The organism is Arthrobacter sp. NPDC058127, from assembly GCF_042884555.1.
Taxonomy (GTDB): Bacteria; Actinomycetota; Actinomycetes; order Actinomycetales; family Micrococcaceae; genus Arthrobacter.
The window spans coordinates 1-12,027 of the sequence record NZ_JBHVTT010000019.1; the positions used below are offsets into that span (position 1 = coordinate 1).

7 protein-coding genes are annotated in these 12,027 nt (G+C 64.1%); 5 read left to right on the forward strand and 2 right to left on the reverse strand.

What is annotated here, in order from left to right; translation table 11 throughout:
• Nucleotides 1-220 precede the first annotated feature (220 nt).
• Together ACFVTG_RS19840 and ACFVTG_RS19845 are read right to left on the reverse strand one after the other, a co-directional pair.
• Nucleotides 221-3,016 (reverse strand): aminotransferase class I/II-fold pyridoxal phosphate-dependent enzyme, encoded by a 2,796-nt coding sequence (locus tag ACFVTG_RS19840; protein WP_390282681.1) that lies wholly within the window; start codon nucleotides 3,014-3,016, stop codon nucleotides 221-223.
• 274 nt (nucleotides 3,017-3,290) lie between these two features.
• Nucleotides 3,291-4,292, reverse strand: coding sequence for an Lrp/AsnC family transcriptional regulator (locus tag ACFVTG_RS19845; RefSeq protein WP_390282587.1), 1,002 nt, complete (start codon nucleotides 4,290-4,292; stop codon nucleotides 3,291-3,293).
• Between the two features lie 148 nt (nucleotides 4,293-4,440).
• Here ACFVTG_RS19845 and ACFVTG_RS19850 point away from each other — a divergent pair, with 148 nt between their 5' ends.
• From ACFVTG_RS19850 to ACFVTG_RS19870, 5 genes are all read left to right on the forward strand, one after another.
• A complete protein-coding gene (locus ACFVTG_RS19850) occupies nucleotides 4,441-5,871 on the forward strand; it encodes an MFS transporter (RefSeq protein WP_390282588.1) in 1,431 nt (476 codons plus the stop codon).
• Nucleotides 5,868-7,070, forward strand: coding sequence for an amidohydrolase (locus tag ACFVTG_RS19855; RefSeq protein ID WP_390282590.1), 1,203 nt, complete (start codon nucleotides 5,868-5,870; stop codon nucleotides 7,068-7,070). The genes ACFVTG_RS19850 and ACFVTG_RS19855 overlap by 4 nt, the downstream gene beginning before the upstream one ends.
• 144 nt (nucleotides 7,071-7,214) lie before the next feature.
• Entirely contained in the window at nucleotides 7,215-8,561 is a 1,347-nt protein-coding gene (locus tag ACFVTG_RS19860) for an acyltransferase (RefSeq protein ID WP_390282591.1), read from the forward strand.
• Nucleotides 8,558-8,914: a GNAT family N-acetyltransferase gene (locus ACFVTG_RS19865; protein ID WP_284754377.1), complete on the forward strand. Its 357-nt coding sequence runs from the start codon at nucleotides 8,558-8,560 to the stop codon at nucleotides 8,912-8,914. Before ACFVTG_RS19860 ends, ACFVTG_RS19865 begins: the two co-directional genes overlap by 4 nt.
• Nucleotides 8,915-9,240: 326 nt before the next feature.
• The gene (locus tag ACFVTG_RS19870) at nucleotides 9,241-11,874 is read left to right on the forward strand and encodes a SpaH/EbpB family LPXTG-anchored major pilin (RefSeq protein ID WP_390282592.1); all 2,634 of its coding nucleotides are present in this window, start codon (nucleotides 9,241-9,243) and stop codon (nucleotides 11,872-11,874) included.
• Nucleotides 11,875-12,027 lie beyond the last annotated feature (153 nt).

Genomic DNA, 12,027 nt, shown 5'->3' on the forward strand with positions numbered 1-12,027 from the left:
TCTCTTCACGCGTAAAACCCTTGTTATCAACGGCCATCGCCGGCTCCTTCAATCAACAGGTAATGAATGACTCACAACCAGCTTGACGATGAGGGAGCGTTGGCGAAAAAGGCGTCAGATGTGAGCGAGCGTTGGCGAAAATGGCGTCAGATGTGAGCGAGCGTGCTACGAGGCAAACGCTCGCTCACGTATGTGCCCTCCAATCCCGTCGCTCGCTCACTTATGCGGGCTTTTGGCGTGACGCTAGCTCACCCGTCAAAACCCTGAACCCCAGTTCCGGATTGAATCCATGGACCTCCCGCGTGTCCAATGCCGACATGAAGGCCAGGATTTCCTCCGTGATCACCTGCCCGGGAACCAAGACCGGGAATCCCGGCGGGTAGGGGGTGACGAAGGACGCCGAGACCATCTCCTCTCCTGCCCCGACCCTTCGCGCAAGTTCGGCAGCAGTGAAGTATTCGCAGGATCCGGCCTTGTAGCTCTCAAAATAGGCGTCCCGCATGTTGCCGTCCGGCGTGTCCGCGTCCCTGCGGAACCGTTCGGCGAAGCGGCTGAAGTCCGGCAAGGGCGGCGGCGTGCTGGTCAGTGCCGCGACACGGGCACGGCGGGCCCGCTGGCCCAAGCCGCTCAGGCCGGATTGCTCGTCTTCGAAGGTCTCGGCCAGTTTGACCAGGACCTCGACGAGGTAGGCGACGGCACTTCGCGAGGTGCCAATGTTGGTCATGAAGAGAACGCTGTTCCTTGACGTCTTGTTGACCTGGATCCCGTACTTGTCCATCAGGAAGTCGTGCTTGAAGGTATCGCCGTCCACGCCGGTGAGGCCGATATGCAGGGTCAAACGGCTCGGATCAACAACGAATTCGTCCCGCTCCCAGGCTTCCGACATGGCCGCCAGCCCGTCGCGGAGCGGCATTTGCCGGCTGGTTTCGCGGTACTGCGCAGGTATGAGGTCCTGGGTGCCGAGGACGCGGAAGTACTTCTTCAGCAAGGGGTGCCTCGCCACGGCCTGGGCGATGCTGACCGCGAGATCTGCCTGCCGTTGCACGAGTTCGTATCCTTCGAACTCGACCTGCCGCCGTCCCATGTCCAAGGAAGCCAGGATCTGGTAGTTGGGCGACGTGGAGGTGTGCGTCATATACGCCTCCCGGAAGCTCTCCTCGTTCAACTGGCCGAAGTCCTGGTCATGGATGTGGATCATCGAACCCTGCCGGAGCGACGTCAGGGTCTTGTGGGTCGACTGCGTCGAGTAGACCCTCAGGCGGGCCTTCGCCGGATCCGGCACCAGCCGTGTCTTCAGGAGCAGCTCATCGCTGACGTGCCCGACGCCGGAACCCGGGCCGCCGTCGTCGGGCTCGCTGCCGCCCGCCGCGCCGTCGGCCGCCCCGCCCGCCGCTGCAAGCTCGCGCAATTGCTGGGCGTAGCGGGCCGCATAAGCCGGATCCGCGAACTTTGCCTCGAGTGATCGGGCCGAAGCCATCGCAGTGCGGCGGCGGTAGATGTGGTGGAAGCCCGCGAATGCGAACCAGGCCTCGTCCCATAGGAATACCAGGTCCGGTTTGATGGCGAGGCACTCCTCCATCACTCGTTCGACGTCGTACACAATGCCGTCGAACGTGCAGTTGGTGAGGGCAAGCATCTTGACCTCGTGGAGCCTGCCTGCCCGGCGGTAATCCAGGAGCATCCGCTTGATGCTTTCCAAGGGAACCGCGCCATAGAAGGAGAAATCGTTCAAGGGGTACGCGTCCAAATATGAGACTTGCGCGCCGGCCAGCATAAGGGCGTAGTGGTGCGATTTGTGGCAGTTCCGGTCCACCAGGACCACATCACCGGGAGCCAGGATCGATTGGTGCACGATCTTGTTGGCTGTTGACGTTCCGTTGGTGACGAAAAGCGATTTTTGGGCGCCAAATGCCCGGGCCGCCAGCTTCTGGGCTTGTTTGAGGGAGCCGTGCGGATCCAACAACGAATCGAGCCCGCCTGACGTGGCAGAGGTTTCAGCAAGGAGCAGGTTGAGGCCGTAGAAATCGCCCAGATCGTTGATCCACTTGGAATGGATGACCGATCCGCCCCGGGATACCGGCAGGGCATGGAAAACACCGGCGGGTTTGCGGCTGTATTGCTGGACCGCGTGGAAGAACGGCGCTTCATACCGTTCCGCGATGCCGGCCAGCAAGGACAAATGGAGCTCTAGCCCGTCCTGGCGGCGGAATATCCGGCGGAATTGGCGGGTCAAGGAACCGGCGAGTTCTTCGATCCCCACGCCCGCCACAAGGTAGAGATCAAGCTCGGGGCGGAGTTGGCCCAGCTTCTCCGCCAAGCTCAGGATCCGGTCCAACGGTCGCTGGGGGAGTGACTTCCCCAAGAACCTGCCCAGGAAGCTGCGCACGTCCCGGCTCAGGCGCTGCCTGCTGTCGGGAACGAACCCCGGCCGCAGCACACACGCCTGGATGTCGGGGTTGAGCAGGACAGCCACGATGGCGTCCTCGAAGCTCGGCACGAACACGAGCTCGTAGTTGAAGGCGTCGGCGGGGCGGCGCTGGCTGAGCAGTTCGGTCTGAAGTGCTTCACGGTCGGCGCTGGAGACATCATCGATCACGAGGACCTCGAACCGCTTGCGCGATTCGGCGGGTTCTTCAACCCGTTCCGCTTCGCGTTCGGGGTCCGGCGATGGTTCCTGGGCATGTTGGTTGTGGCCGGCAACGCGTCGCGCGACTGGCTCTATGAGACTTAGCGCCTCGGGGTATTCTCCAGCCTCCAGGATTCGCCGCAATTCCATGACATATTGCTGCCCCGGAGACGCCCAATACATTTCGAGGGATTCCAGCAGCGGCAACAGCCTTCGAACCTCCTGCGGCAGTTCGCGCGGCTGCCGGCCGGCGAAGGTCCGGGCGCCGGCGGCCAGCTGTTTGACGGCGTAGCCAAGGAACTCCCACGCGTCCGCGCGCACCCGCCACGCGCTGCTGGGGACCTCGCCGCCGGCCTCTGAGTCGTCGTCGGCGTTTGGTCTTGCCGCCAAACCGGGGCCAAGCGCATTGCCGCTGGCAAGTGGAGTTGGAGGGAGAGGAAATGGGGCTGACTGCACTGTCGCGAAATCGGCGCGTGCCACGATGACTCCTTTGTCATGGATTGATAGCACTCTCTACTAAACGCCGCGGCTCGTCGCGGTGTAGGGCAAATGTCCGGGTTGCCGTCTGGGTGTCCAGATGGGAGCGGATCTTCCGGTCATACGTGAGCGAGCGTTGGGGGATTTGGTGTCATACGTGAGCGAGCGTTGGGGGACGAGTGGGCAGCTACCCTTCACGCCACAGCGGCAACGGGACGACGCTGCGGCTGCGCCCGGACTCGTCCAACACGTGCCCGAGGCGTTTGTAGTTGCGGACCACGGCTTGCCGGGAGATCACGGCGCTTCCTGGAGCGCGCTCCGCCAGTTCGCGCTCGTGGCCCTGGACCTCCAGGTAGTCGCGGACCCACAGTGTCACGAGCAGGTTCTGGGCGCCCAGAACCTGGGCGCTGAGCCTGCAATTCGGCAGGGCCGCGAAATAGCGCCCGACGGCGTCAACATGGTGGGCGGGCACGTTGAGGATCAGGCTCACTTCCCTTAGTCCTTGTTGGGCTGAAGCGGACGTATCGCACCTCAGCGTCATGTAGCCGGACGCGAGGAACCGCTCCACCCGCCGTCGTGCCGTTTGAGGAGAGACGCCGCAGGCGGCTCCCAGTTCCGCCCAACTGGCGCGCCCGTCCTTTGCCAGTTCCTCCAAGAGGGATGCGTCGAGCCTGTCCGGCGCATAGGCCGCCGGGGCGGGCACGGGTTCTGCCGACATGAGCCGTGCCCGCGCCGGTTCCAGGGTGCCGCTGCGCCAGTCGGAAGCCTGCCGGTAAAGCTTCGTGACGAAAACGACCTCCCGGTGGGTCACTCCGGGGAGGCCTGCGAAGGAGCCGGTGACGATCTCCATGAGCTCTTCGTGGCTCGAGGCGAAGCAGTCGATGAAGAGATCGTGCGAGCCGGACACAAGCGAAACGGTGCCGAATGCGGGCTCTTCGCACAGCTTCCGGACGAGGGCTTCGTTCTCGCTTGGAAGAGAGGAAAGACTGATGAACGCCGACCAGCCAGCACTCAGATAGCGCGGACCTGGGGCCGGGGTGATCCACGCCAGTCCCTGCTCAGCTAGGGCGTTCCAGCGGCGCGCGACGGTGGGTCCGGACAAGCCCAGGACATCCCCAACGCGGCTCCAGTCGGCACGGGGATTGATCTGCAGGGCATTGACGATTTCAAGATCAGTTTCAGAGATCATGGCCGATTCCTTCAAAATTCACGATTCTCAGAAGATTTCAAACAAATTCCTAGCCAGTGTAGACGGCGGACCTAACGTTGTGACTCGCATCACCCCCACTCGCATCCGAAGACCCAGGCAAAGAAGCCCCCAACACTCAAGGAAGCACATGGCAAGCAAGACAGCACCTCCGGCGACGGCGGCCATCGCCCGCCGGACCATCACAGGAATGATCGTGGCGATGGCCCTGATCGAATCGCTCAGCGGAGTCACCCAGGGTTACCTGAACCCGATCCTCCCCGCCTTGGGGCCCGCCTTTTCGATCGACGACCCCACCATCAACGGCATCTTCCTCATCTCCAACGTGAGCTTTGCCGTGCTCACGCCGATCATCTCGCGGCTCGGCGACAGCTACGGCTACAGGCTCGTCCTCCGCTGGTCGACGGCGGTAGTCGCGGCCGGCGTCGTCATGATGGCGTTGTGGCCGTCGCTGTGGACGGTGACGATCGGCGTCGTCATGCTCACGTGCGTGGTTGGCTTCATTCCGCTCATGATGGGCATCCTGCGCGTCAGCAGCCCGGCGCGGACCCGCACCGGGGTCAGCGTGATGATCGGCATGCTCATGATCATGGTTGGTGCCGGCGGCCTCCTCGCCGGGATAATCGGCGTCGACGATCCCACCCTCGGATTCTGGGTGGCAGTGCCGTTCGCGGTTGTGGGGTTGCTTTGCTCCTTCGTCCTGCCCGACGCCGGAACCCCCACCCGCGAGGGACTCGCCCTGGTGCCACTCATGGCATGTTCCCTCGGACTGATCGGCTTCGTCGTGGCTCTTTCGATGGGACCGGACTGGGGTTGGTTGGATGCCAAGACGCTCAGCTCCGGAATCATCGGACTCGCGCTCTTGGCCTACTGGGTGGTCCTGGACTCTCGCGACGTGAATGGGAAGCGCTTCATGGACCTGCGGATGCTTGCCATCCCGCGGATCCGGACGGTTTCTTTGACCACTTTCTTCTTCGGTTTTGCTTCCATCAGCTACTTCGGCACCAACGGCATCTTCCTGTATTCAAACCCGGACAAGACCGGATACGGCTTCGCGCTGAGCCCGCTCATGATCGCCATCGTCCTCGCGGTGGCATCCGTGCTCTCGCTGCTCTCCTCGCTTCTTACCTCAAAGGCGCTCAGCCTGTTCGGCGAACGGGCCACCTTGGTGTTCGCCGGTCTCCTGCTGGCGGGCGGCTTCCTGGTCATGGCGGCTGCTCACGGTTCCCTGGCCGGCTACTGCGCCGGATTCGCCATGTTCAACTTGAGCCTTGGCATGTACCAGGCGGGAACCCGGGCGCTGTCGGTGGAGGGGGTTCCCCTGGAGGAAACCTCGACCGCGGCCGGCCTCAACGAACTGGCGCTGTCCGTTGGCATCGCGGTGGGCGCCGCCGTCGTGAAGCTCATCTCCTCGTCGTCAGTCCAGTCCGGTCACATCAGTGAGGGAGGGCTCCTGTCGATCTGGATTGCCCTGGCCATCGCTGCCCTGATTGCCGCGGCAGCAGCCGCCCGTTACCCGAAGCGGCCAGCCGCGGCGACAACCGCAGGGGTCGCCGTATGAAAGCCGCGGCCGTGAAAGCGGCCTCCCTGGAAACCGCAACGCCCGTCACAACCTCTTCGGCCGCCGTCGAGCGCTCCGTCTCCGCTGCGCTGGAGGGCTGGAAGCCGGAAATCCTTGGCCTGAGCCACGCCATCCACGCCGATCCCGAGCTCAGCGGGCAGGAGTTCCGGGCCGCCAAGCGGGTTAGCCGGCTGCTCCGGAGTGCGGGCTTCAGCTTTGACGCTCCGCAGCCGCTGCTCCCGGCCTCCTTCAGCGCGAGGTTCGGGACCGGTGAGCTGGTGGTCGCGTTGTGCGTCGAATATGACGCCTTGCCGACCATCGGGCATGCCTGCGGACACAATGTGAACGCGGCCTGTGCTGTAGGCGGGGCACTCGCGCTCGCTTCCGTCGCCGACGAGCTCGGGATCACCGTCAAGGTCCTCGGCACTCCTGCGGAAGAGACAAGTGGCGGCAAGGTCGATCTCATTGGTGAGGGCTTCTTCGAGGACGTGTCCCTGGCGATGATGGCCCATGCCGGTGCCGAGGACGTCATCGGCGGCTCATCCTTGGCCATGGGTATGTGGGACGTGCTTTATGAAGGGCGGCCTGCGCATGCCGCGGCCGCTCCGTTCGAGGGGGTCAATGCCCTCGACGCGCTCGTGATTGCCCAGACGGCCATTGCCTTGGCGCGGCAGCAGCTTCCGCCCGGCTCGGTTGTTTCGTTGATCGTGACGGAAGGCGGGAGCGCCGTCAACGTCATACCGGAGCGGGCGCGGGCAAACGTCGAAATGCGTTCACCCAGCATCAAGAATCTTCGCGTCATCGAGGAACGCGTGCGGCGCTGCCTGGAAGCGGGAGCGCTGGCCAGCGGGAGCACGCTCAAGGTATCCCCCACGGGCAACGCCTACGCTGAACTCAGGCAGGACCGGTACCTTTCCGAGGCATACCGGGAAGCAATGTCCGCCCGGGGGAGGGCTGTTGCGTTCAACGAAGATCCAGTAGCTTCCACAGACATGGGCAACGTCTCGCAACTGGTACCAAGCATCCATCCGCTGCTCGGGTACGACGTACACGGAGCCGCCCACCACACCGCGGAGTTTGCTGCCCACGGCTCGTCCGCCTCCGCGGACCGGGCGGTCTTGGACGGCGCCTTCGGTCTGGCCCTGGCGGCCTGCGCGGCGGCCAGCGATCCCCGGCAACGGGAACGGCTCCTTCGCTAAGCGCCGTGACCGTGGGTGCGGCTCCACAGCTTCGTTCCGGCACGCAGGCCCCGGGCCGCACCCACGAATTCACGCAGTCCGCCCGCTCTGGTTCCCGCCGTCGAGCGGGCGGACAATGGTCTCAGCAGTTCGCGAGGGAGCGCAATGGGATTCTCGAGGCAACAGAAGACGTCGGCGGGCATGGCCGCATTTGGCCGCTCGCGTGATCCCGTGATCGATCTCGCCCGGTTCTTCTGCCTCATTCTGGTGGTGCTCTCGCACTGCATGATGGTCAGCCCGGTCCTGCACCCCGACGGGACCGTCACCACCGAAAACACGCTGATGGAACAGCACTGGTTCGAACCCGTCCTGTGGGTGTTCCAAGTGATGCCGCTGTTCTTCGTCCTTGGCGGCATCACGGGACTGGAATCGTGGCGTCGCTTGCGTGCGCGGGGCGGCTCCGGCGTCGACTACGCTCAACTGCGTCTCTTGCGCCTCATCCGTCCGGCAACCGCGCTGCTGGCCTCGATGTTCGTGGGGTTGTGGGCCGCAAGCCTACTCGGCGTCGACCCGGAAGTGGTCCAGCTCATCGCGACCGGGGCGGGAATGCCCTTGTGGTTCCTGGCCGCGTACCTCGCTACCCAACTGAGTGTTCCTCTGCTGGCCCGCCTGCACGGACATTCCCCGTGGTTGACCCTCAGCGGGCTCGTCGCCGCAGTGATCACCCTGGACTCCCTGCGCGGAGCGTTTCCGATGCTCGCCTTCGTCAATATGCTCTTCGTGTGGTGCGCAGTCCAGCAATTCGGCTTCTTCATTGCCGACGGCATCTTCGCCGGACGCAGCCGGGGCTGGTTCGCGGGGTTGATCGTGGGCAGCAACCTGCTGCTGGGGTTCGTGACCGGGATCGGGGTCTACTCCGGAAACATGATCGTGGACCTGAATCCGCCCAACTTCTGCATGCTGCTGCTGGGCCTGTCCCAGGCGGCGACCCTCCAATTGCTGCGACCTGCTCTTGTCTGGGCGGCCGGCGTGCGCTGGATCCGTTGGATGGTGACCGTGGCGGGCCGACGGTCCATGACGGTCTATCTGTGGCATTTGCCGCTGCTCGCAGCCATGTCGGGACTGCTTCTGCTGACCGACTTCCCCAAGCCGGCGGCCGGTACAGCCGAATGGTGGTGGGCCCGCCCGCTTGTGCTGCTCGGCGTCCTCCTGCTCTTGCTCCCGGTCCTGCTGCTGTGCGGCAGACTTGAAGAGCGCCCGACGGCGGCCAGCCACGCGCGCGGCAGGACGCGCGTCGCGGTGGTGACTGCCGGCGTCGTGGTCTTCATTCCGGTAGTGGACGCCGCCTTCAACGGACTCACGCTGACACTCCTCGCTGGGGGAGCGGCGTGCTTCGCGCTGGGAGTGTTACTGCTGGGACGGGTGCCTGCCGGAGTCCTGTCCCCGGCGGTTCCCGGTGCCCCTGCGGTGCCATTGCCAGAGCCCGGTTTACGTGCGAATCTCGACTCATGACTGAGTTCACGGATTCAACCGCAGAGTCGTTCAGCCCGGACGTGACAACGGTCAGGAACGACAAATTCCACCGCTACGAGCTTCTGGTTGACGGTGAAGTAGCCGTGATCTCGCAGTTCATGGACAAACCCGGCCACATCGACTTCCTCCACACCGAGACGCGCCCCAAGTTCAAAGGCCGCGGGCTGGCCAAGGTCCTGGCGCACTTTGCCTTGGATGACGTCGTCGCCTCCGGCAAGCGGATCATCCCGCATTGCCCGTTCATCGCCGCCTATCTGGGCAAGCATGAGGGCTACGAGCTCGACGTCGACTGGCCGCCGGAACCGCCGGTGGGGGAACCGGGGAACGATTAGTCAGTCCGCCGTGCCCGGCCCGTGCCTGGCGGCGTGGCAAAGGCAATGGCATACAACGCACGCCGCGTGAACCCCGTCCCTGCAATCAAGGGTCACGTAGAAAACGCGGGGCTTTCCCTCGCGGTCCAGCGGCATGGGTTGAATCATCTAAACTTCCCGTCGAGTGGTGTTCTTTGAGTGGTCGTGTCATTGATGAGTGGGCGCTGACGCCGGATCGTGACGCAGTTTTGTGATACCCGTGGCGTAAACAAGCTCGGTGCCGTTGACTAACCGGGTTCGAAGTAAAATTCAAGTCACAAACTCTGTTGCTGTCACACTGGGTTGCTATGGGGCAGGTTTCAAAGGACGGTTCGGAGGGTGGGGACGCGTCGTTGACCGTCGGGCACAGCGACCCTCAAATCATGGCGATGGTGCGTGACGGCGATTTTTCCGCCTTCGATGTGCTGTTCCAGCGACATGTGGCAGCGGCCCAGTTTGTTGCCCGCGCGCAGACAGACAATGCCAGTGACGCCGACGACGTCGTGTCCGAGGCTTTTGCTTCGATTTTCCAAGCCCTCACTGAGGGCAAGGGACCGGACCAGTTCTTCCGGTCCTATCTTCTGACCGCCGTGCGGCGAATTGCCTACGACCGGAACCGGAAGGCAAGGCGTACTCAGGTCGTAGGCGACGTCGACGTCTTAGATACCGTTGCCGTCGACGCGGACACCGTTCTGGACGCCTTTGAGTCCAGCACCATGGCGAAGGCGTTCAAGTCGCTTCCGGAACGCTGGCAGGCGGCCCTCTGGCACGTGGACATCGAAGGTCTGAAACCTGCCGCAGCCGCACCCTTTATCGGATTGAGCCCCAACGGCGTTTCGTCACTCGTGATCCGGGCGCGTGAGGGGCTCCGGCAGGCCTACCTGCAAAACCACATCAGCTTGGACAGTGACGACCCATGCGCCGAATTTTCGAGCCAGCTGGGAAAGTACGCCCGCGGCGGCCTGAAACGCGCGTCCTACGAGAAGGTCACGGCCCACTTGGAGGAGTGTCCGAAGTGCACGGCCGTGCTGATGGAACTCAACGATGTCCAGGCGGGCATGAGGGCGCTTGTCTTCCCCTTGGTGGTCGGGGTGGTCTTCACACCGGAAGTGACCGCCGGATTCCTCCCCGGAACCGTACTGCTGGAGACGCTTCTCCCCGGCGGGGTTCTCCGGGAGCCATTCCTTCCCAAGCCGTTCCTTCCCAAGACGCTCCTTCCGGGAGGGGCCGAACCGGCCGCCGCCGGACTGCGCTCAGTGGGTGGAGTTTGGACGATGGCAGTCGCCGCGTTGGTCGTGGGCGGCCTCGTGATCGGGGGCATCCTCGCGTGGCTGGGACAGGCCGGCCCGGCGCCACTCGCTGAAGCCGATGTTCCGAGCAGCGCGCCGTCGGCCCCACAGTCCGTGCCGGAACGGCCCCCGACGGCACCAACGGCACCCGCACCGAGCTCGGCGCCGACGGCGGACGCGTCCGCCATCGCGGTGCCGGAACCCCCGGCGCCCGCGCCAATCGCGCCGGAAGCGGTTCCTGTGCCGCAGCAGACGGTCAGGGTGGTTGATTCCGAACCCGTCATCACAACCCCCATTCGGCTGACGGGTTCGTTGACTATCCATAAGTATGAGAAGCCGGCCACGGCGACCAGTCTGCCCAACGATGGAACGGCTTTGACCGCCGCGCAGTTGCAGGGGCTGACGCCGATGGCGGGGGTGACGTTCACGGTGCAGAAGGTGAACAACATTGACCTGACGACCAACGCGGGCTGGGCTGCGGCGGCGGCCCTGGCCCCCGCCCAGGCCGCGGCGCAGGCAGCGAGCCCCGGCTCTATCACGACGACGGACGGGACCGGAACGGCGACCCTGAGAAACCTTCCCCTGGGCCTGTACCTCGTGACGGAGACCGGCTATCCGGCCGGTGTGGCTCCCACGGCCCCGTTCCTAGTGACACTGCCGATGAAGGATCCTACCGGCGGGAACGGCTGGTTGTATGACGTGAACGTCTACCCCAAGAACGCGGTGACCGGGGCGACGAAGACCGTCAACGATGCGTCCGTCGCCAAACTCGGGGACAACGTGCAGTGGACCATCACCTCTGACATCCCCAATGTCAGCCCGATCGATGGGTACAGGATCGTCGACAAGCTGGATTCGAAGCTGAGCTACACCAACTCGACCGTCGCGCTGTCCAACAACGCGGCGTTGGCGCTGAATACGGATTACACGATCGTGTTCGATGCGGCCACGAATACCCTCACGGTCGACTTCACCGCCAGCGGGCGCGCCATTCTGGCTGCGAACCCCACGGCAAAGGTCCTGGCGACGGTGAATTCCACGGTGAATACCGTTGGTGAGATCACGAACACGGCTCTCTTCTACCCGAGCGCGGCCAGTTTCAACATCGCCCCTGGCCAGCCCGGCGGTCCGGTGGTCATGCCTCCCGTAAGCACCACCAAGTGGGGCAACATCGTTTTGCACAAGAAGGATTCCCAGAGCTCTGCAGCGCTGGCCGGCGCTGTGTTCTCGGTGTACCCGAGCCAAGCCGATGCCTTGGCCGGCACCAACGCGATCAGCGTCGGAGGTGCCAGTTCCTGGACCACCGATGCCACTGGCAACCTGGTGATTTCCGGTCTGCGGTACTCCGGCTGGGCCAACGGGGCGGCCGTGGGCACGGGCCAGCCCGGGTACCAGTCGTACTGGCTGGTGGAGACGAAGGCCCCGGCCGGGTATGCGCTGCTCGCCGAGCCGGTCGAGACCGCGGTCACCGGCAACGATCCCTCGACCGTGACGGTGACGGTCGAGAACGTCATGGCGAACGCGGCCGGGTTCCGGCTGCCGCTCACCGGTGGCGTGGGTACCTGGGCCCTGACCGCGGGCGGGATCCTCGTGCTCGCAGGCGCAGGCCTCTTCACGGTCACCGGCCGCCGGAAGCGCACCAAAACAAAATAAGCACTCCGCGGTGCTGGCTGCCCGGAACCTGAGCGAGCGATGTCACGTTCTGAAAATATTTTCTGATTTTCGCGTCACGATCCGCGAATAGCTCCTACTACTTTAGTGGGTGGCCGTTTCTCCACACTTAATTCAAAAAATTGAATCTGTTTT

Coding starts and splice junctions, on each gene's coding strand:
- ACFVTG_RS19845 (WP_390282587.1), bottom strand. CDS start 4,292: ATGATCTCTGAAACTGATCTTGAAATCGTCAATGCCCTGCAGATCAAT.
- ACFVTG_RS19850 (WP_390282588.1), top strand. CDS start 4,441: ATGGCAAGCAAGACAGCACCTCCGGCGACGGCGGCCATCGCCCGCCGG.
- ACFVTG_RS19855 (WP_390282590.1), top strand. CDS start 5,868: ATGAAAGCCGCGGCCGTGAAAGCGGCCTCCCTGGAAACCGCAACGCCC.
- ACFVTG_RS19860 (WP_390282591.1), top strand. CDS start 7,215: ATGGGATTCTCGAGGCAACAGAAGACGTCGGCGGGCATGGCCGCATTT.
- ACFVTG_RS19865 (WP_284754377.1), top strand. CDS start 8,558: ATGACTGAGTTCACGGATTCAACCGCAGAGTCGTTCAGCCCGGACGTG.
- ACFVTG_RS19870 (WP_390282592.1), top strand. CDS start 9,241: ATGGGGCAGGTTTCAAAGGACGGTTCGGAGGGTGGGGACGCGTCGTTG.